A 19,105-nucleotide genomic window follows, 5' to 3' on the forward strand; every position below is an offset into this window, starting at 1 on the left:
TGCGCAAGGTTTAAATCCGGGCAGAAGTACCCATGGGTGAGAAAAGACCCCCGAACGTGTCAGACGCTCAGGTCCTCGGAGGGGCCTGAGCGTCTGACACGCCGGACGGAACCGCCGGGATCAGTAGCCCGTCGCGGTGGGCTCCGGGTAGTACTGCGCGTACTTGCGGCGGTAGTTCTGCGTGATCGCCTCGACGATGAGCCGGCGCTTGAGGCCGGAGTCGCCGTCGTACTTCAGCGGGTTGACCACGTCGCCGCTCGCCTTGAGCGCCTTGAGCCGGTGCTTCAGCTCGGGGTCGAGCACGTACTTGGACAGCAGGCCGAAGGGCACCACCGTGTACAGCACCTCGCGGACCGCCCGCACGGGGCGGATCGGCCGGTGCAGCACCCAGTCCTCGACCAGCACCCGGGCGACGTTGGCCCCGCCCGCCGTCACGTAGTAGTTGTTCCGGCCGATGCGGGGGTTCACCTCGAAGTACACGTGCTTGCCCGTGCGCGGGTCGAGCTTGTAGTCGAAGTTGGCGAATCCCACGTAGCCGGTCAGGTCGAGGAACCTGGTGGCCGCGTCCATGGCGTCGTCGTACGCCTCGACCAGGATCGCGGCCGGGATGCCGAGCGTGCCCGGCGTGTGCTCCTCCAGCAGCACCCGGCCCGTGGCCAGGAGCGTCACCTCGCCCGACGTGTCGCGGTACGCGGTCAGGGACCGCATCTGCGTCTCGTCGCCCGGGATGAACTCCTGCACCAGGAACGTGCCCGGGTAGTTGGCGTCGGCCAGGTGGCCCAGGATCACGTCGAGCTCCTCGCGGGAGTCGATGTGGTGGATCTTCGCCTTGCCGGGGAAGTCCACGTAGTACCACTCGGCGCTGTTGGACGGCTTGCCGACCACGGGGTACTGCAGGTCCACCGCGAGCGCCGGCACCGCGGCGCGGCCGCCCTCGGCCACCAGCTTGGCGACGTCGACCGGCACGGTGCGCGGCGTCGGGATGCCGAGCTGGTCGCAGACCTGTGCGAAGCCCTCCTTGCTGCTGACCTGCTCCAGGACCGGCAGCGACGGGTACGGCAGCACGTAGCCCGCCGCCTCCAGCCGCTCCCGGTTCAGGATGACGGTGCGCACGTGCCAGTCGGCGTTCGTCAGCAGCACCAGGGTCTTGTCCCGGTGCTGCTGGGCGATGCCCTCCAGGGTGGAGAGGAACACGTCGACGTCGTCCAGGCCGGGCACCACCACGTTCTCGGCGATCGCCGAGTCCTGCATGGCGCGCGTGGCCACCTTGGACAGCACGACGGCGTGCGTGCGGTACTGCTCGTGGAACGCACGCACCAGGGCGTACATCCCGACGTCGCCGCCGATCCCCACCACCAGCATCTCGGGAGCCGTCTGCTCCCCGCCGCCTACCGGTCCCTGCTCAGCGGGGAAACCCCTCACGCCTCGGCCTCCGTGCGGTCGCCGGACCACTCCGTGTGGAAGGTGCCCTCGCGGTCGACCCGCTTGTAGGTGTGGGCACCGAAGAAGTCGCGCTGCGCCTGCACCAGGGCGGCGGGGAGCCGCTCGGCGCGGACGCCGTCGTAGTACGCCAGGGACGAGGAGAACGCGGGCGTGGGCACGCCGTTCTGGGCCGCACCGGCGACGACGCGCCGCCAGGCGGGCAGGCCGCTCGCGACGGCGTCGGTGAAGTACGGGTCGGCGAGCAGCAGCGGCAGGTCCGCCTGGCGCTCGTAGGCCTCGGTGATGCGGTTCAGGAACCGGGCGCGGATGATGCAGCCGCCGCGCCAGATGCGGGCCATGGCGCCCCGGTCGATGTCCCAGCCGAACTCGGCGGCGGCCGCCGCGATCTGGTCGAAGCCCTGCGAGTAGGCGACGACCTTGGAGGCGTACAGGGCCTGGCGGACGTCCTCGATGAACGCGTCCCGGTCCTTGACCTCCCAGGCCTGCGCGTGGGCGGGCAGCGCGGCAAGACCGGCCGCACGCTGCGGCACGGAGCCGGACAGTGCGCGGGCGAACGTGGCCTCGGCGATGCCGGTGATGGGCACACCCAGGTCCAGGCCGTTCTGCACCGTCCAGCGGCCGGTGCCCTTCTGCTCGGCCTGGTCCAGCACGATGTCGACGAACGCCTTGCCCGTGTCCGCGTCCACGTGCTGCAGCACGTCGGCGGTGATCTCGATGAGGAACGACTCCAGGTCGCCCGTGTTCCACTGCGCGAAGATCTGCCCGATCTCCGCGGCCGAGGCACCCAGTCCCTGACGCAGCAGGTCGTAGGCCTCCGCGATGAGCTGCATGTCGGCGTACTCGATGCCGTTGTGCACCATCTTGACGAAGTGCCCGGCGCCGTCGGAGCCCACGTAGGTGCAGCACGGGGTGCCGTCCACCTTCGCGGAGATGTCCTCCAGGATGGGCCCGAGCGACTTGTACGACTCGCGCGTGCCGCCCGGCATGATGGACGGGCCGTTCAGCGCGCCCTCCTCGCCGCCGGAGACGCCGGTGCCGACGAAGTGCAGGCCGTGCTCCTTGAGGGCGGCCTCGCGCCGGATCGTGTCCGGGAAGTGGGCGTTGCCGGCGTCGACCACGATGTCGCCCTCCTCGAGGAGGGGCACCAGCTCGTCGATGACGGCGTCCGTGGGACCGCCGGCCTTGACCATGATGACCACCTTGCGCGGCCGCTCGAGCGACGCGACGAAGTCCGCCATGGACTCGCTCGGGACGAACTTGCCGTCGTCACCGTGCTCCGCGACCAGCGACTCGGTCTTCGCGTACGAACGGTTGTGGACCGCCACCGTGTATCCGTGACGTGCGAAGTTCCGCGCGAGGTTGCGACCCATCACCGCCAGCCCGGTGACGCCGATCTGTGCTGTGCCTGACACGTTCTTGCTCCTTCTGCAGTGGAAGACGGGCCGGCGCCCGCGATGCGCGCGCCGCGACCCGCTTGCCAGCCTAGTGCCCTGGCCCGCTTCGCCACCGCGCAGATCACGATCCGGCGTCAGCCGCGCGCCTCCCCGTGGCGGCGCCGCCACGGACGTACGGTGAAGTGGTGACCAGCGGCCCGCCCACCGGTGTTCCCGTCGACTTCGCAGCAGCCCTCGCTGACCTGCGCGGCGCGGCCCTGCGCGCCGAGGTACGCCTCACCGAGATCCCCGCCCCGCGCCGCGTGGCGCCGTTCAGCGTGGCGCTCTCGGGCGACGTCCTGCCGGGCGCGCCGCCGGGCCGGCGCGAGCCGGACCGGCCCGACGAGCACGACCACGACACCGACCCGCTCGCGACCGGCCGTTTCGTCGTGCTGCACGACCCCGCGGGCCAGGAGGCCTGGCACGGTACGTTCCGCGTGGTGACCCTGGTGCGGGCCACGCTGGAGCCCGAGATGGCGGCCGACCCGATGCTGGCCGACGTCGCCTGGTCCTGGGTGGGCGAGTGCCTGGAGTCCGCGGGACTGGTCCCGGGCACCGACACGCTGGCCGCCGGCGGCACGGTCACCCGCGTGCTGTCGCACAGCTACGGCGCCCTGGACGGCACGCCCGACGCCGTCGACCTGGAGATCCGTGCGTCGTGGACACCCGTCGACACCCGGCTGGGAACGCACCTGCGCGCCTGGGCCGCACTGCTCACCATGGCCGCGGGAGTGCCGCCGCTGCCCGAGGGCGTCGCGGCTCTCACCAGGCGTTTTACCGACCGATCCAGGCAACGCCATACGGTAGGCCCATGACCACCACGGAGCGAGGAGTCCCTGCGGAGACATCGACGCCCGTGCCGCCACCCGTCACCCCCCTGACCGAGCCCGCCGACGGGCTGCCCGATGTCGTGGCGACGCCGGGCGCGTTCGCACGCGTCGTCGAGGCGTTCGCCGCTGGCTCGGGTCCCGTGGCAGCCGACGCCGAGCGTGCCTCCGGGTACCGCTACGGGCAGGCGACGTACCTGGTCCAGGTACGGCGTGCCGGTGCGGGCACGGCACTGATCGATCCCGTCGGCGTGCCCGACCTGGGCGCGCTGGGCGAGGCAGTGGGCGACGCCGAGTTCGTGCTGCACGCCGCCTCCCAGGACCTGCCGGGACTCGCCGCGCACGGCCTGCACCCGGCCCGCGTCTTCGACACCGAGCTCGCGGCGCGGCTGCTCGGCATGGAGCGCGTGGGCCTGGCCGCCGTCGTGGCCGAGGTGCTCGGCCTGGGGCTGGCGAAGGAGCACTCCGCCGTCGACTGGTCCACCCGCCCGCTGCCGGAGGACTGGCTGCGCTACGCCGCCCTGGACGTCGAGGTGCTGGTCGAGCTGCGCGACCGGCTCGCCGAGCGCCTGGCGGCGGCCGGCAAGACGCAGTGGGCCGCGCAGGAGTTCGAGGCGGTGCGCACCGCCGCCCCGCCGACGCCGCGCGTCGACCCGTGGCGCCGCACCTCCGGCATGCACGTGCTGCGCAACCCACGCCAGGTCGCCGCCGTGCGGGCGATGTGGGCCGCCCGGGACGCCAGCGCCCAGGCGCGCGACATCTCGCCGGGCCGGGTGCTGCCCGACCGCGCGATCGTCGCGGCGGCCAAGGCCATGCCGAGGACGGCCGGCCAGCTCGTGCTGCTGCCCGAGTTCGCGGGCAAGGGCACCAAGCGCCGGGCCGCCTACTGGCAGAAGGCGATCGACGACGCCCGCGCCCTGCCCGACGCCGAGCTGCCGTCCGTGCGGGGCCCGCGCTCCGACGGCCCGCCGCCACCGCGCACCTGGGGCGACCGCGACGCCGTCGCCGCACGCCGCCTCACCCTCGCCCGGGAGCTCGTTGCCGCGCTGTCCGAGGAGCTGAGCATCCCGGTGGAGAACCTGCTGCAGCCCGACGCGCTGCGCCGGCTGTGCTGGACGCCGCCGACGCCCGCGGACGCCGCCGGGATCGCCGAGTTCCTGCGCGGACGCGGCGCCCGCGAGTGGCAGGTCGGGCTCCTGGCCGAGGGTCTGGAGCGGGCGTTCACGCAGGCCGCGCAGGAACCGGTGTGAAAGCCCCGCGCCGACCCCAGTAGAGTCGTCCCCATGCCAGCCCTGTCGGAGCCCATCACGCTCGCCGTCGACGTCGTCACCGATCCTTCGACCTGGGACCGCGAGGTGCTCGCCCTGGGCGGGCACCCGCTCCAGCTGTGGGGCTGGGGCGAGGTCAAGGCGGCCGGGAGCTGGCGCGCGCACCGGCTGCGCGTCACCGAGGACGGCTCGACCGTCGGCCTCGCGCAGCTCCTCGTGCGGCCGCTGCCGGCCCAGTTCAGGGCGCTGTCCTACGTGCCGCGCGGCCCCGTCGTCGCGCACCACGACGGCGAGACCGCCCAGGCGGTCTTCGGCGTGGGCGACACCGCGACCCGCAACGCCGTGACCAACACGGTGGTGGAGTGGGCGCGCGAGAACGTGGGCGGCGTCGGTATCACCATCGAGCCGGACTGGCCCGCGGGCACCCAGCTCGACCTGGCCGGACGGCGGTACGCGCCCAACCAGATCCTCATCCCGAGCACGCTGATCCTGGACCTGACCCGCCCGGCCGACGAGCTGCTGGCGGACATGCGCAAGTCCACGCGGTACGAGATCCGCAAGGGCTCGCGCGCCGGGCTGGACATCCGCCGGGTCACCGAGGACGCCGAGGTGCTGCGGGTGCTCGACGTGTACAAGGAGACCGCGCAGCGCGCCGGGTTCGCCATCCACGCCGACGAGTACTACCTGGACATCAACCGGCAGCTCGGCGACAAGTCGGTGCTGGTGGCCACCTACATCGACGACGTGCCGGTGTGCTTCGCGTGGTGCGTCAACTCCGCGAGCACCTCGTTCCTGCTGTACGGCGGCGGCAACGACGCCGGCCGCAAGGCGACGGCCACCGCGCCGACCTATTGGCGCACCGTTGAGATCGCCCGCGAGCAGGGCCTGGTGCGGTACGACATGAACGGCCTGCTCAACGACGGCATCAGCGACTTCAAGAAGAGCTTCGCCAAGCACACGGACGAGCTCGTGGGCTCGATCGACGTGTCGTTCTCGCGCTGGTACACCACCTGGAACAGCGCGCTGCCGACGGCCAAGAAGGTGGTCCGCAAGCTCCGCGGCAACTGAGGCGGGACGCGCGGCGGGCGGCGGGCGGCGCGTGCCGCCGCCAGGTCGGATGATCGGTAGAAGGTCAGGTGGTCGGCAGCTCGGGCTGCCGACCACCTGACCTTTTGCCGACCGCTCGGCCTTGCCCTGTCGCGCCCTGCCACACTCCGCCGCGCGCCCCGCCGCGCCGCGCGAGACCGCGTTTCAGAAACGCCCGGACCCGGTCTCAGATCGTGCGTGCTTTTTACCGGTACTCGCGGTAGCGTGTATCTCGATCCAGCGGCGTCGCTCATGGACGCCGCCGTCCCGAAAACCCCCAGGAGTTCTGCTGATGACCGCAGCCCCGGAAACACCGCGTGCCCGCCGCGCCGTACGCGACGTCGTCTTCGTCGACGGCGCCCGGACGCCGTTCGGCAAGGCCAAGCCCGACGGCATGTACGCGCAGACGCGTGCCGACGACCTGATCGTCAAGGTGGTGCGCGAGCTGCTGCGGCGGCACCCCGAGCTCCCCCCGGAGCGCATCGACGAGGTGGCGATCGCCGCCACCACGCAGCAGGGCGACCAGGGGCTCACCCTCGGCCGCACCGTGGGCATGCTGGCCGGCCTCCCCCAGTCCGTGCCGGGCTACGCCATCGACCGCATGTGCGCCGGCGCCATGACGGCCACCACGACCACGGCCGCGGGCATCGCGATGGGCGCCGCCGACGTCGTGATCGCGGGCGGCGTGGAGCACATGGGCCGCCACCCGATGGGCTTCGACGCCGACGTCAACCCCCGGTTCGTGGCCGAGAAGCTCGTGGACCCGCAGTCCCTGAACATGGGCGTCACCGCGGAGAACCTGCACGACAAGTTCCCGCAGCTCACCAAGGAGCGCACCGACCGGTTCGCCGTCGAGTCGCAGGCCAAGTACGCCAAGGCGCTGGCCAACGGGAACATCGACCCGGACCTGGTCCCCGTCGCCGTCCGCTCCGCGGAGCTGGGCTGGGGCCTGGCCACCGCCGACGAGCTGCCCCGCCCGGAGACCTCCTTCGAGTCCATCCAGGGCCTCAAGACGCCGTTCCGCCCGGGCGGCCGCGTCACCCCCGCGACGTCGTCCCCGCTGACCGACGGCGCCACGGCCGCGATCCTCGCCTCGGGCGACGTCGCCGCCGAGCTGGGCCTGCCCGCGAAGATGCGCCTGGTGTCGTACGGGTACGCCGGCGTGCCGCCGGAGATCATGGGCTACGGCCCCGTGCCGTCGACCGAGAAGGCGCTCAAGACCGCCGGCCTGACCATCGACGACATCGGCCTGTTCGAGCTGAACGAGGCGTTCGCCGTGCAGGTGCTGTCCTTCCTGGACCACTACGGCATCGCCGACGACGACCCGCGCGTGAACCCCTACGGCGGCGCGATCGCCATGGGCCACCCGCTGGCCAGCTCCGGCGTGCGCCTCATGACGCAGCTCGCCCGCCAGTTCGAGCAGCACCCCGAGGTCCGCTACGGCCTGACCGCCATGTGCGTGGGCCTGGGCCAGGGCGGCAGCGTCATCTGGGAGAACCCGCACCACGCCGACTACTCCGGCCACACGGACGAGGAGAACTGACCCGTGCCTGAGACCACCACCCCCAACGCTCCGGCGGAGCGCGTCACCCACTCGCTCGTCCGTGACGTGACCCTGCCCGGCGGCGCCGGCGTCCTCGCGCTGGTCACGCTCGACAACGGCCTGGACCACACCAAGCCGAACACGCTCGGGCCGGCCGGCATGGCCGAGCTCAAGGCGGCCCTGGAGGTCGTCCGCACCCGCGCCGAGGCTGGCGAGCTCGCCGCCGTCGGCGTGACCGGCAAGCCGTACTTCCTCGCAGCGGGCGCCGACCTCAAGGGCGTCACGTCCCTGAACGGCCACGCCGAGGCCGTCGAGCTGGGCCGCATGGGCCACGCCGCGTACACGATCCTGGGTGACCTGCGCGCCACCACGGGCGTGCCGACGTTCGCGTTCGTGAACGGCCTGGCGCTGGGCGGCGGCCTCGAGGTCGCCCTGAACTGCGACTACCGCACCGTGGCGTCCGACGCCGCCGCGCTCGGCCTGCCCGAGACCGGCATCGGCCTGGTGCCCGGCTGGGGCGGCGCCTACCTGGTGCCGCGCCTGGTCGGCGTGGAGAAGGCGATCGAGGTCATCCTCACCCGCCCGGCCGCGAACAAGCCGTTCAAGCCCGCCGAGGCGCTGCAGATCGGCCTGGTCGACGCGCAGTTCGACGCCGCCGACTTCCTGGAGCAGTCCATCATCTGGGCCGCCAAGGTGGTCACGGGCGAGATCGAGGTACCCCGTCGGGAGCTCGACCCGCAGCCCGTGTGGGATGCCGTCGTCGGGGCCGCGAAGGCCCAGCTCGACGCCGTGGTCGGCACCTCCCGCCCCGCCCCGGGCCGCGCGCTGGAGCTGATCGCCGCCGCACGGAACTCCTCGCGGACGGACGCGTTCGCGGCCGAGGACGAGGCCCTCGCGGACCTGATCATGTCCGACGAGATGCGCGCCAGCATCTACGCGTTCAACCTGGTGGGCGCCGGCAAGAAGCCCGTGGGCGCGCCGGACCCGCAGCTCGCGCGGCCGATCACCCGGGTCGGCGTCGTGGGCGCCGGCCTGATGGCCGCCCAGATGGCGTTCCTCTTCGCCCAGCGCCTCGGCGTGCCCGTCGTCATGCGCGACCTCGACCAGGAGCGCGTGGACAAGGGTCTGGCCTTCGTCCGCGAGACGGCCGAGAAGCTGGCCGGCCGCGGGCGCCTGACCCCGGAGGCCGCCACCCGCATCGTCTCCTCGGTGTCCGGCACCACGGACATCGGCGAGTTCGCCTCGTGCGACTTCGTCATCGAGGCCGTCACGGAGGTGATGGGGCTCAAGAAGAAGGTGTTCGCCGAGCTGGAGGGCGTCATCGCCCCCGAGACCATCCTGGCGACCAACACCTCGGCGCTGTCCGTCACCGAGATGGCGGCCGACCTGGCCCACCCGGAGCGCGTGGTCGGCATCCACTTCTTCAACCCCGTGGCCCAGATGCCGCTGGTCGAGGTGATCAACGCCGACAAGACGTCGCAGGAGGCCCTGGCCACGGCGTTCGCCGTCACCAAGAAGCTGCGCAAGACCGCGGTGCTGGCGGGCGACCGCCCGGGCTTCGTCGTCAACCGCCTGCTGCTGCTGGTGATGGGCAAGGTCATGGACGCCATCGAGAACGGCACGCCCGTCGACGTCGCGGACCGCGCGCTCGCGCCGCTCGGCTTCCCCATGCCGACGTTCGAGCTGCTGGACCTGGTCGGCCCCGCCGTGGGCCTGCACGTGCTCACCTCGCTGCGCGAGGACCTGGGCGACCGCATCCCGGCCTCCCCCGGGCTGCAGAAGCTCGTGGCCGACGGCACCCGCGTGGTGCTCGACGCGCCGGCCAAGGGCCTGCCCAAGCCCGTCGACCCGGCGATCCAGGCCGTGTTCGGCGAGGCCCTCGTCGCGGGCGAGACCGGCCACCACGGCCAGGTCGTGCTCGACGGCGACGGCGTGCTCGACGCGGTGCTCACCACCCTGACCACCGAGATCGGCCTCATGCTCGAGGAGGGCGTGGTGCCCGGGCCGCAGCAGATCGACCTCGCCATGATCCTCGGCGCCGGCTGGGGCTTCCACACGGGCGGCATCACGCCGTACCTGGACCGCACCGGCTACAGCGAGAAGGTCCTGGGCCGGCGGTTCCTGCCGGACGGCGTGGCGAACGTCCCCGCCAGCTAGCCGTACCGACCCGGGACCCTCCGACGGCGGGCACGCATCGTGCGTGCTCGGTGTCGGAGGGTCCCGCTACGCTCGCGCCCATGACGGATGCCACGTCGGGCACGAGAGCGCACTACGTCGTCGTCGGCGACGGTCCCCTCGCCTTCCGCCTCACCCGGGCGCTGAGCACGCGCTTCCGGGGCACGGTCACCGTGCTGGTGCCCGACCGCGCGTCGCGGTACGCCCAGGAGATGGCCGTGCTGGAGAGCGTGGACGTCCTCGGGGCCGAGCGCGTCGACGAGAAGGCCCTCCGGGCGGCGGGCGCCGACCGGGCCACCGCGGCCGCCCTCGTGGACCAGGACGACGGCGGCAACGTGGCCCTCGCGCTCCTGCTGCGCGAGACCTGGCCCGCGCTGCACGTCGTGGTCCGCATCTTCGACGAGTCGCTGGGCCGGCACCTGGAGCACGACCGCTGCACGGTCCTGTCGTCGTCGGCGTTCGCCGCCCCCGAGATCGTCGGCGCTGCGCTGCGGCGCCAGGTCCGGCTGCCGGTGCGGCACCGCCGCCTCGTCACCGTCTCGGACGAGGAACCGTCCCTGCCCACCCGCATGGTCCTGTTCGCGACCGACGGGGCCGACACGGTGGTGGCCCTGCCGAGCGAGCGCGAGCTGGCGGCGCTGACGCCCAAGGTGCTCCTGGCGGACGCCGGCGAGGGCGACGTGCTGCCCGAGGTCCGGGCGGAGCTGGAGCCCGACGAGGACGAGGTGGACCCGCACCGGCGCCGCCGGTTCGGCGAGTACCTGCGGACCCTGTCGCTCACGTCCGGCCGGAACCTCCTGCTCGCCGCCGGGGTGCTCCTGGTGGTGGTGCTCGTCGGGGCGGTGACGATCAAGCTCGCCACCGGAGCGTCGCTGCTCGGGGCGCTGTACGAGGCGGTGCTGCCCTCCCTGGCGGGCAGCGACCCCGACCACGACGCGCACCCGGTCGTGAAGGTCACGCAGGTGGCGCTGACGGTCGTGAGCGTCGCCGTCATCCCCTGGGTCACGGGTGTGGTGGTCGACGGCGTGGTGCGCACCCAGCGGCTGCTCGACACCGGCTCCCCGCTGCACGCGATGTCCGACCACGTGGTCGTCGTCGGCATGGGTGACCTCGGTACCCGCATCGTGCGCTCCCTGGACCGGCGCGGCGTGCCGGTGATCGCCGTCGACGTCGACGAGTCCGCCCGCGGCATCGCGGTGGCGCGCGCCCGGGACGTGCCGGTGGTGATCGGTGACGCCCGGCGGGCCACGACCCTGCGCGGCGCGTACGTCGGGGCCGCCCAGGCGATCGTCGTGGTCACGAGCGGCGGCGCCACGACCATCGGGATCAGCTTCGCGGCCCGCTCGATCCCCCGGGCCAAGGACGCGCCGCCGAGCCTGCGCACCGTCCTGCGGGTGTTCGACCGGGACCTGGCCCGGCGGATCCGGCGCGAGATCCCCGACTCGGTGGGGCTCAGCTCGTCGTTCCTGGCCGCGCCGTCCTTCGCGGCCGCGATGATCGGCCAGGAGGTCAAGGCCACCATCCCGTACCGGGACCGGGTGCTCGTCCTCGCCGAGATCCTGGTCGAGCGGGGCAGCGTCCTGGACGGCGCGCACAGCAGCGACGTCGGCCTCGACGAGGGCGGCGCCGCGAGCGGTGACGCGCCCGCGGCCGGGAGCCCGGACGCGGATCCGGACGGCGACGGGCCGCCCGCGCGCAGCCGCCTGCTCGCGGTCGACTCGGTGACCCACTCGAGCGGCGGGGGCGGGCGCATGTTCGAGCCGTCGCAGGGCCGCACGCTCAACCCGGGCGACCGGGTGTTCGTCATCGCGACCACCGCGGGCCTGCTCCACCTGCGCGACCTGGCGCGCGCCCCGGCGAGCCTGTCCACGGCGGCGAGCGGCCTGAACGACTGACCCGATATCGGACCGTTCGCCGGTCCACCGCGCGCCTAGGGTCAGGACCATGCAGAACGGTCTCAGCGTCCCCCAGGGCGCGGCGCTCACCCTCGGCGCCATGCTCGGCACCGGCGTCATCTCGCTCCCGGCCCTCGCGGCCGGCGTGGCCGGCCCGGCCTCGCTCGTGGCGTGGGCGGGTCTCGTGCTCCTGTCCGTCCCGCTCGCCACGACGTTCGCCGCCCTCGGCGCCCGCCACCCCGACGGCGGCGGCGTGGCCACCTACGCCCGGCTCGCGTTCGGCGAGCGGGCGTCCACCATGGTCGGCTGGGCGTTCTACGCGACCATCCCGGTGGGCGCGCCCGCCGCGGCGGGCTTCGCGGGCGCCTACGTCGCGGACGCGACCGGCGGCGGGGCCGGCACCGCCCTGGTCACGACGGTGGCCATCATCGCGGTGTGCGCCGTCATGAACTGGTTCGACCTGCGCGTCTCCGGCACGGCACAGCTCGTCATCGCGGGCTCGGTGGCGCTGCTGCTGGCCGTGGCCGTGGTGGTGGCCCTGCCGCACGCCCAGCCGGGCAACCTCACGCCGTTCGCCCCGCACGGGTGGGGCGCGGTCGGCTCGGCGGCGGCGCTGCTGGTCTGGGCGTTCGCCGGCTGGGAGATCCTGGGCTCGCTGTCCGCCGAGTACCGCCACCCGTCCCGGGACATCCCGCGGGCCACGGCCATCGCCGTGGCCGTGGTCGGCGTGCTGTACCTCGGCGTCGCGTTCGCCACGGTCGCGGTGCTCGGCCCCACCCCGGGCCCGGCGCCGCTGTCCGACCTGCTGGTGCTCGGGTTCGGCGAGCACGCCCGGCCGGTCACCACGGTGGTGGCGGTGCTGCTGACCGTGGGCGCCATCAACGTCTACTTCGCGGGCGGCAGCCGGATGGGCGCGGCCCTCGCGCGGGACGGCGCCCTGCCGGGCTGGCTCGCGAGCGCGCCGGGCCGCACGCCGCGCCGCTCCCTGGCCCTCATCACGGTCGTCGCGCTCGGCACGACAGCGGTGCTCGCCGCGACGCACCAGTCCACCGACGCGATCCTGCTCATGGCGACCGCGACCTTCTCCCTGCTCTACGTGGTGGGGACCGCGGCGGCGCTGCGGCTGCTGCCCCGCTGGGGCATCGCCTGGTGGTGCGCGGCCGTGTCGCTGGTGGCCGCGCTCGGCCTGCTCGTGATGACCGGGGCGCACATGACCGGGCCCGTGGTCGCCGCCCTCGGCGGGCTCGCCTGGACGGCCTGGCGCCGGCGCCGGGCGCGGGTCACGGCAGCCGCCGCGGCGTCTGCCATCCCGCGCGACGGGACACCGGTCGCGGCACCCGTCACGGCTCCAGCAGGCGACCCAGAGCCTGGATGCCTGGCCGGATCGAGCTCGTGACCGCGGCACCGATGCCGAGCACGAGGCCGTCCCGGTGCGGACCGGTCGCGAAGGAGGCCAGCGAGTCCAGCGCGACGGACTTCCGCAGGGCCCGGGCCACCAGCGCGGTCGAGGTCAGCGGGGCGGCGTCGGCGAGGTAGGCCGCGGCGTGCAGGCCCGCCGCCGCCGGGACCGGCTCGACCGGCAGCCCGGCCAGCGCGTCCAGGAGGATCTCGGTCCGCTCCGCGTAGACCGCCGACGCCTTGCGGACGTGCCGGGCCAGCAGGCCGTCGTCGATGAGGCGCGCGAGCGCGCCCTGCACGTGCACGGCCCCGTGCCCGTCGGTGAGCTGGCGCGCGGCGAGCAGCGCCTCGCGCAGCGACGGCGGCGCCACCAGGTAGCCCACCCGCAGGCCCGGCAGCAGCGACTTCGAGAACGTGCCCACGTAGACCACACGGCCGTCCCGGTCCAGGGCCTGCAGGGACTCGAGCGGCCGGCGGGCGCGGCGGAACTCGCTGTCGTAGTCGTCCTCGATCACCGCGGCGTCGTGCCGCGCGGCGTGCGCCAGGAGGGCGCGACGCCGGGCGAGCGACAGCGGCATGCCGAGCGGGAACTGGTGCGACGGCGTGGTGTAGACCAGCCGGGCACGCGGCGGGATCTCGTCGACGACCAGGCCCTCGGCGTCGACCGGCACGGGCACCACCCGCGCCCCGTGCAGCGCGAACAGCTCCCGGGCCTCGGGATACCCCGGGTCCTCGACGGCGACGACGTCCCCCGGTTCGAGCAGCACGCGCGCCACCAGGTCGAGGGCCTGCTGGGCGCCGGTGGTCGCGAGGACGTCGTCGGGCCCGGCGCTGACCCCGCGGGCCCCCGACACGTAGCGGGCCACGGCCGCGCGGAACCGAGGCAGGCCCGCCGGGCCGGCGTAGGAGCCTGCCGCGGCCCCGCCCGCGCGCGACTCGGCCGCCAGCAGTCGCCGCCAGGTGTCGAACGGGAAGAGGCTCGCGTCCGGGATGCCCACCCGGAAGTCGTGGGCGGGGGGCGGCACGTCGCCGCTGGCGGGCTGCACGGTCCACCGCCAGCCCGCGCGCGGCCGCAGCACGCCGGGGCTGCGCCGCCGGGCGGGCACCGCGTCGCGCGCGGCCGCGGTCGCGAACGTCCCGGCGCCGGTCCGCGTCTCCAGGAAGCCCTCCGCGACGAGGCGCTCGTACGCCGTGGCGACGCTGGCGCGCGAGACGCCGAGGTCCCGCGCGAGGTCGCGCGTCGACGGCAGCCGCTCCCCCGCCGGCACGCGGCCCGTGGTGAGCGCGGCGTGCAGGGCGCGATAGATCGCGTCGGTACGTCCGGTCCGGTTGCTGAGATCGACGGCGAGGTCCACCTGCCGATCATGGCTCATCGGGCGGTCCGGCTCGTCACAGTTCGGACTCAGCGAACAAATCACCCGGCCAACCAGTCGTTTTCGGGCTTTTCGCCCGGCGGTCGGCCCTAGCATCCCGGCGTATGAGCACCGATACCGCACCGGAGAGGGCCTCGGACGAGGACCCGTCCGGCGCGACGTCCGAAGAGCCCGACACGACCGACGAGACCGTCTCCGAGCTGCTGACCGAGGCGGCGGCGCGGGCCGCGGTCCCGGGGGCGGCGGTCCCGGGGGCGGCACCGGCCGCGGCTTCGTCCGCTCCGTCGTCCGAGACGTCCTCCGGCGCGACGCCCGAGGGGACGCCCGGGGCGGACGAGCCCGGCGGCCCGACCGGTGCGCCCGACGAGCCCGCGGACCCGGGCGACCTGCCGCCGTCGGCCCGCCCGCTGACCGCCGCGCTGCTCAACCTCAGCGGCCTCGGGCTGGGTTACCTGCACCTGCGGGCGTGGGTCCGCCTGGCCGTCGCGCTGGCGGCGACCGCGGGGCTCGCCTGGGTCGCACTGCCGATCGGGCGCGACCCGATCGCCGTCTGGTGGGCGGTGGGTCACGTGGGCGCGCTCGCCCTGTTCGCGCTGGACGCCGCGCTCCTCGCCCGACGGCGGGCACGACGCGCGACCCGGCGCCGGACGGTCTGGACGCCCCGCACCGCCGGCCGGGTCGCCTGGGCGACGCTCGCCGTCGTGCCGCTGCTCTTCGCCGGCTACGTGGTGACGCAGCACGAGGTGCTGGAGGAGTACCTCGCCTACGACCTCGACCAGGCTCAGGAGAGCCTGCAGGGCGCCGGCTCGGTGTTCGGGCCGTTCCGGGAGGAGTACGACGGCGCGTACGCGACGTACGTGCGGACGGTGGAGGAGCACCCCGGCACGCGCGCCGCCGACCGGGTCCCCGGGCTCGTCGACGACCTGTACGCGCAGGCCAAGGGCAAGGACGCGTGCAACGCGCTGACCGTGGTACGGCACTTCGCCGAGCCGGGCACCCCCGGACCGCTCCAGGGTGTCGCCGAGGCCGACGTGCCGGGCGCCCTGCACGACTGCGGCATGCGCTCCGCCGACCTCGGCCAGTTCCCCACCGCGAAGAAGTACCTCACCGAGCTCCTGGCGGACCACCCGGTGAGCGACCCGGCCGCCGCGCTGCCCGGCGACCTGGAGAAGTGGCGGGACGGGCTGCTCAAGGACCTGGCCGGCAAGGACGGCTGCGACGACACCGTGCACGTGACGGGGTCGACGGGCTTTCTCGCGGGTTTCGACTCGGGCAAGGTCAGCGCCCTGGCGGACAAGGCGCGCAAGCAGGTGCCGGCCGGGCTGCTGAGGTGCGGTGTGCAGCAGCTCGAGCGCAGGCAGTACGCGGCGTCGGCCCAGAACCTGGCCGGCCTGCTCGAGTCCTACCCGAGGGCCAAGGAGGCCGAGTACGCCGAGCGGGTCCAGATCGCCGCGGGCATCGCCCTGGTGGACCCCAAGGCGGGCGTCAAGGTGCCGGCCCGCGACGAGCCCGAGGGCACGATCACGCTGACCGTCTACAACTACAGCCCCGACGAGTTCGAGATGGTCTACACCGGGCCCGCGACCGGCGTCGTCGCCATCGAGGCGTGCGACGACTGCGAGTACATCCCGGAGGGTGACGACCCCGAGTGCAGCGCCTACTCGCTGACGCACCCGAGCACGACGGTCACCCTCCCGAAGGGCGACTACATCACGGCCACCCGCGCGGACGGCATCGTGCAGGGCTGGCTCGGCAACGAGGTCGACAAGGTGAGCTACACCGCCAGCGGCGGGCTCTGCACCTGGACCTATGAACACTGACCGCTGACGGCCGCGCCGGCCGGTCCCGTGCCGTCGAATTGGAGTTCCCTCGGCGGCACGGGACCGGTTGAATACGTTCCGACATGACTACGTACTACACGTCCGACCTGCACTTCGGGCATCTCAACATCATCCGGTTCTGCGACCGCCCGTTTCCCGGCGTGGGCGCCATGGACGCCCGGCTCGTGCAGCTCTGGAACGAGACCGTCACCGAGGACGACACGGTGTGGGTGCTGGGGGACGTCGCGCTCGGTGCCCTCGACGAGTCCCTCGCCAACATCGGGCGACTGGCGGGGCACAAGGTCCTCGTGCCCGGCAACCACGACCGCTGCTGGGAGGGCGAGCGCGCGCTGCGCAAGGGCGAGCCCGAGGCGCGTGAGCGGCGTCGGACGAAGGAGCGTGAGCGCTACCTGGCGGCGGGCTTCGCCGAGATCCACGACCGGCCGGAGCCGGTCACGTCGGACGGCCACACCTTCGAGCTGTCCCACTTCCCCTTCGAGGGCGACTCGCACGGCGAGGACCGGTTCGTCGAGTACCGGCCGGCGGACCGGGGCGGCTGGGTGGTGCACGGCCACGTGCACGACACCTGGCGGCAGCGGGGCCGGCAGATCAACGTCGGCGTCGACGCGTGGGGCGGCCGACCGGTCGCGGCCGCCACGATCGCGGACCTGATCGCCGAGGGGCCCCGCGACCTGGAGCCGCTGGCCTGGACATGACAAGAGCGCACGTTCGCAGGTGATGAACGTGCGCTCAGGCGTCAGGTGCGCGGCATCGCAGGTTCGCGGCCCACGCACTGCGTCAGCGGATACGCCAGGGCGTCGTCCGCGACGCGGGGGTCATGCGGATACGAGAGACTCCGCGTCGCGGTGTTCCCGGTTGAACTTGTACGACTCGATCTCCGCCGCGCTGAACATCAGGTCTGCACCCACCATGTGGTAGTCGATCTCACCGGCCTCGAGCAGGTCGATGACGTGCAGCTTCGAGACTCCCAGCAACCGCGCGGCTTCGAGCGTGGTGAGGTCCTCGTGCGGGCTGTCGGCTTCTGCTTCCAATGTGATTTCGTTCACACAGCCAGTCTTGCGCGTTCGGGTGCCCGGAGTCCAGTCGAATCGGTGCGAGTTTCGATATCGGCCGGTGATTCTTTTCTCCACGAACAGCCGAAGGGTGGAGATCGCTCACCTGCGTGAAAGCGGGCGTCGCCAAGTTGTGACACCATAAGCGCCATTCGGCCGAGCAGAATTTCCGATTCGGCGTTTTCCAGTCAACTGTCGGATCGAAACGATCCATCGCGCACGAGGGGGATGGATGGCGACGCCGTCCGCAGTGCCCGTACTGATTCCGTCTGCCAATGGCGCACCTCCCGACCTGTGGCACATTCTTGATATCAATCGTGCCGCGTACGACATGCTCGCAGGGACATATCAGGGGACGACCCGGAGCCGTCAAGAGAACGCCAAGAAATGGCTGGTCCAGCGGCTGCCAGGAACCACTGCAACCAGTCGACCGACAGCCTTGGACATCGGCTGCGCGGACGGTACCCACTCACGTGTGCTCTCCTCGCTCGGATATGACGTCACCGGCATCGACTTCTCGGAGCGGATGATCTCCGCCGCCCGCAGGCTCGCTGCCGACCCGACCCTCCCGAACAAGCCGCACTTCCTGCACGGGGAGTTTCTGGCAGGCCAGTACGTCGACACCGCGGGGCGGGACGTGCACCTCGACGGCACTCAGTTCGACCTCGTTCTCGCCACGGCCTTCGTCCATCTCTTCCCGGAGGAGTACGACGAGGACGCCGTGCACAAGGTGCTTGCCCACGTGGCACCGCGGGGCTCCGCGCTGATATCGACGACTGCCTCGGAGTCGCCTTGGCGGGGCCTGGAGACAAAGACGGGAGCCGATGGGCTCACCACCCAGCGCTGGAGGAACCGCTACACGCTCGAGCACTTCGTGTGGCTCGTCCGCAGAGCCGCCCGTGACATCTATGGCGCCAGGGTGTCAGTGCGGCCTTGGGTGATCTTCGACCCGGACTCTGACGAGAAGCAGTGGGTTGACATCTCTGTCACCCGTCTCGCCTGATCACACCTGTTGCACGCCGCGGTAGACAGCGGTGCGAAGCTCCACGGCGTACGGTTCGAGCGCCGGCATCTCCAGCCGTGTCGCAGCAGCGATCTCGGCCTCGACGTCGTACGGCACTCGTACGAACTGCAGGCCGAACGGCGCCTGGCCGAGCTCGTCCATGACCCCCTCGAGGATCGCGTAGCTCGGGACTGGTTCGTCCAGGGGGTTTCCGACGCTCCCGACGTTGAAAAGGGTCCGTCCCCGATCGATCTCGACGAAGGCGTCATGAATGTCGCCGTAACCGACTATCGAGGGCTTGTCCCCGCTTCCCGTCATGGGGGTGTTGCTGAACATGCCAAGAAACTCCTCCGCGGTGTGACGTGCGTGAACGCGCACATGCGGACTTGTCGCGGAAGCGTGGAACAACCTGATGCGGCGCCCGCTGATCAACAGGTCGTGGCTCAGCGGTAGCGCGCGCAACCAGTCACGCTGGTCCTGGCGCAGCTCGTCGCGCCACCAGATCATCTCGGGTGACGACTCGTCCTCCCACACCGGCAGGTGATCGTCCCAGTTGCCGCGGATGTTGACGTCGCAGGCCTTGTCGCACCGGTCGACGACCTCGCTCCCCCGCGGCCCCTTACCCACGAGATCGCCGAGGTTGATGATCCGCTCAATTCCGCGTGACGCGATGTCGTCGAGCACCGCGTCGAGGGCAGTCACGTTGCCATGGACGTCGCTGATCAGGGCAATTCGCTCCAAAGACACGCTCTGGATCGTCCCACACCT

Annotated in this window: 15 protein-coding genes; 10 read left to right on the plus strand and 5 right to left on the minus strand. The window is 72.7% G+C overall.

Annotated features, from left to right (window positions below; translation table 11 throughout):
* Nucleotides 1-120: 120 nt before the first annotated feature.
* Together ACZ7LE_RS12185 and gndA are read right to left on the minus strand one after the other, a co-directional pair.
* Nucleotides 121-1,422 carry a carboxylate--amine ligase gene (locus tag ACZ7LE_RS12185; RefSeq protein ID WP_470403532.1) on the minus strand — a complete coding sequence of 434 codons (1,302 nt, stop codon included), beginning with the start codon at nucleotides 1,420-1,422 and terminating at the stop codon, nucleotides 121-123.
* Nucleotides 1,419-2,855 (minus strand): NADP-dependent phosphogluconate dehydrogenase, encoded by a 1,437-nt coding sequence (gene gndA / locus ACZ7LE_RS12190; RefSeq protein WP_470403533.1) that lies wholly within the window; start codon nucleotides 2,853-2,855, stop codon nucleotides 1,419-1,421. The genes ACZ7LE_RS12185 and gndA overlap by 4 nt, the downstream gene beginning before the upstream one ends.
* 167 nt (nucleotides 2,856-3,022) lie before the next feature.
* Here gndA and ACZ7LE_RS12195 point away from each other — a divergent pair, with 167 nt between their 5' ends.
* From ACZ7LE_RS12195 to ACZ7LE_RS12225, 7 genes are all read left to right on the plus strand, one after another.
* Entirely contained in the window at nucleotides 3,023-3,691 is a 669-nt protein-coding gene (locus ACZ7LE_RS12195; protein WP_470403534.1) for a DUF3000 domain-containing protein, read from the plus strand.
* Nucleotides 3,688-4,953: an HRDC domain-containing protein gene (locus ACZ7LE_RS12200; protein ID WP_470403535.1), complete on the plus strand. Its 1,266-nt coding sequence runs from the start codon at nucleotides 3,688-3,690 to the stop codon at nucleotides 4,951-4,953. The genes ACZ7LE_RS12195 and ACZ7LE_RS12200 overlap by 4 nt, the downstream gene beginning before the upstream one ends.
* A gap of 33 nt (nucleotides 4,954-4,986) precedes the next feature.
* Nucleotides 4,987-6,039 carry a lipid II:glycine glycyltransferase FemX gene (locus ACZ7LE_RS12205; protein WP_470403536.1) on the plus strand — a complete coding sequence of 351 codons (1,053 nt, stop codon included), beginning with the start codon at nucleotides 4,987-4,989 and terminating at the stop codon, nucleotides 6,037-6,039.
* A 310-nt stretch (nucleotides 6,040-6,349) separates the two neighbouring features.
* Nucleotides 6,350-7,600, plus strand: coding sequence for a thiolase family protein (locus ACZ7LE_RS12210; RefSeq protein WP_470403537.1), 1,251 nt, complete (start codon nucleotides 6,350-6,352; stop codon nucleotides 7,598-7,600).
* A 3-nt stretch (nucleotides 7,601-7,603) separates the two neighbouring features.
* Nucleotides 7,604-9,757 carry a 3-hydroxyacyl-CoA dehydrogenase NAD-binding domain-containing protein gene (locus tag ACZ7LE_RS12215; RefSeq protein ID WP_470403538.1) on the plus strand — a complete coding sequence of 718 codons (2,154 nt, stop codon included), beginning with the start codon at nucleotides 7,604-7,606 and terminating at the stop codon, nucleotides 9,755-9,757.
* An 80-nt stretch (nucleotides 9,758-9,837) separates the two neighbouring features.
* A complete protein-coding gene (locus ACZ7LE_RS12220) occupies nucleotides 9,838-11,670 on the plus strand; it encodes a potassium channel family protein (protein WP_470403539.1) in 1,833 nt (610 codons plus the stop codon).
* 49 nt (nucleotides 11,671-11,719) lie between these two features.
* Nucleotides 11,720-13,066 (plus strand): APC family permease, encoded by a 1,347-nt coding sequence (locus tag ACZ7LE_RS12225; RefSeq protein ID WP_470403540.1) that lies wholly within the window; start codon nucleotides 11,720-11,722, stop codon nucleotides 13,064-13,066.
* Here ACZ7LE_RS12225 and pdxR read toward each other — a convergent pair.
* Complete coding sequence (gene pdxR / locus ACZ7LE_RS12230) at nucleotides 13,011-14,441, minus strand: MocR-like pyridoxine biosynthesis transcription factor PdxR (RefSeq protein WP_470403541.1); 1,431 nt, start codon at nucleotides 14,439-14,441, stop codon at nucleotides 13,011-13,013. The two genes, ACZ7LE_RS12225 and pdxR, sit on opposite strands and share 56 nt — an antisense overlap.
* A gap of 104 nt (nucleotides 14,442-14,545) precedes the next feature.
* Between pdxR and ACZ7LE_RS12235 the strand changes: the two genes are divergently transcribed.
* Both ACZ7LE_RS12235 and ACZ7LE_RS12240 read left to right on the plus strand, forming a co-directional pair.
* Nucleotides 14,546-16,261, plus strand: a complete 1,716-nt coding sequence (locus tag ACZ7LE_RS12235; RefSeq protein ID WP_470403542.1) for a tetratricopeptide repeat protein — start codon at nucleotides 14,546-14,548, stop codon at nucleotides 16,259-16,261.
* Nucleotides 16,262-16,344: 83 nt separating this feature from the next.
* Nucleotides 16,345-16,977, plus strand: a complete 633-nt coding sequence (locus ACZ7LE_RS12240) for a metallophosphoesterase (protein WP_470403543.1) — start codon at nucleotides 16,345-16,347, stop codon at nucleotides 16,975-16,977.
* 120 nt (nucleotides 16,978-17,097) lie between these two features.
* Here ACZ7LE_RS12240 and ACZ7LE_RS12245 read toward each other — a convergent pair whose 3' ends face one another.
* Nucleotides 17,098-17,328 carry a helix-turn-helix domain-containing protein gene (locus tag ACZ7LE_RS12245; protein ID WP_470403544.1) on the minus strand — a complete coding sequence of 77 codons (231 nt, stop codon included), beginning with the start codon at nucleotides 17,326-17,328 and terminating at the stop codon, nucleotides 17,098-17,100.
* A 238-nt stretch (nucleotides 17,329-17,566) separates the two neighbouring features.
* On the opposite strand from ACZ7LE_RS12245, the gene ACZ7LE_RS12250 reads away from it, so the two are divergent.
* Nucleotides 17,567-18,337, plus strand: coding sequence for a class I SAM-dependent methyltransferase (locus tag ACZ7LE_RS12250; protein WP_470403545.1), 771 nt, complete (start codon nucleotides 17,567-17,569; stop codon nucleotides 18,335-18,337).
* On the opposite strand, the gene ACZ7LE_RS12255 is transcribed toward ACZ7LE_RS12250, so the two are convergent.
* Nucleotides 18,338-19,084, minus strand: coding sequence for a metallophosphoesterase family protein (locus ACZ7LE_RS12255; RefSeq protein ID WP_470403546.1), 747 nt, complete (start codon nucleotides 19,082-19,084; stop codon nucleotides 18,338-18,340).
* Nucleotides 19,085-19,105 lie beyond the last annotated feature (21 nt).

This window comes from Promicromonospora sp. NPDC110617 (assembly GCF_055598465.1).

Excerpts from the sequence above, each read along its gene's own strand:
- ACZ7LE_RS12235 (WP_470403542.1), top strand. The coding sequence starts at position 14,546 with ATGAGCACCGATACCGCACCGGAGAGGGCCTCGGACGAGGACCCGTCC.
- ACZ7LE_RS12240 (WP_470403543.1), top strand. The coding sequence starts at position 16,345 with ATGACTACGTACTACACGTCCGACCTGCACTTCGGGCATCTCAACATC.
- ACZ7LE_RS12250 (WP_470403545.1), top strand. The coding sequence starts at position 17,567 with ATGGCGACGCCGTCCGCAGTGCCCGTACTGATTCCGTCTGCCAATGGC.
- pdxR (WP_470403541.1), bottom strand. The coding sequence starts at position 14,441 with ATGAGCCATGATCGGCAGGTGGACCTCGCCGTCGATCTCAGCAACCGG.
- ACZ7LE_RS12210 (WP_470403537.1), top strand. The coding sequence starts at position 6,350 with ATGACCGCAGCCCCGGAAACACCGCGTGCCCGCCGCGCCGTACGCGAC.
- ACZ7LE_RS12220 (WP_470403539.1), top strand. The coding sequence starts at position 9,838 with ATGACGGATGCCACGTCGGGCACGAGAGCGCACTACGTCGTCGTCGGC.
- ACZ7LE_RS12200 (WP_470403535.1), top strand. The coding sequence starts at position 3,688 with ATGACCACCACGGAGCGAGGAGTCCCTGCGGAGACATCGACGCCCGTG.
- ACZ7LE_RS12205 (WP_470403536.1), top strand. The coding sequence starts at position 4,987 with ATGCCAGCCCTGTCGGAGCCCATCACGCTCGCCGTCGACGTCGTCACC.
- ACZ7LE_RS12225 (WP_470403540.1), top strand. The coding sequence starts at position 11,720 with ATGCAGAACGGTCTCAGCGTCCCCCAGGGCGCGGCGCTCACCCTCGGC.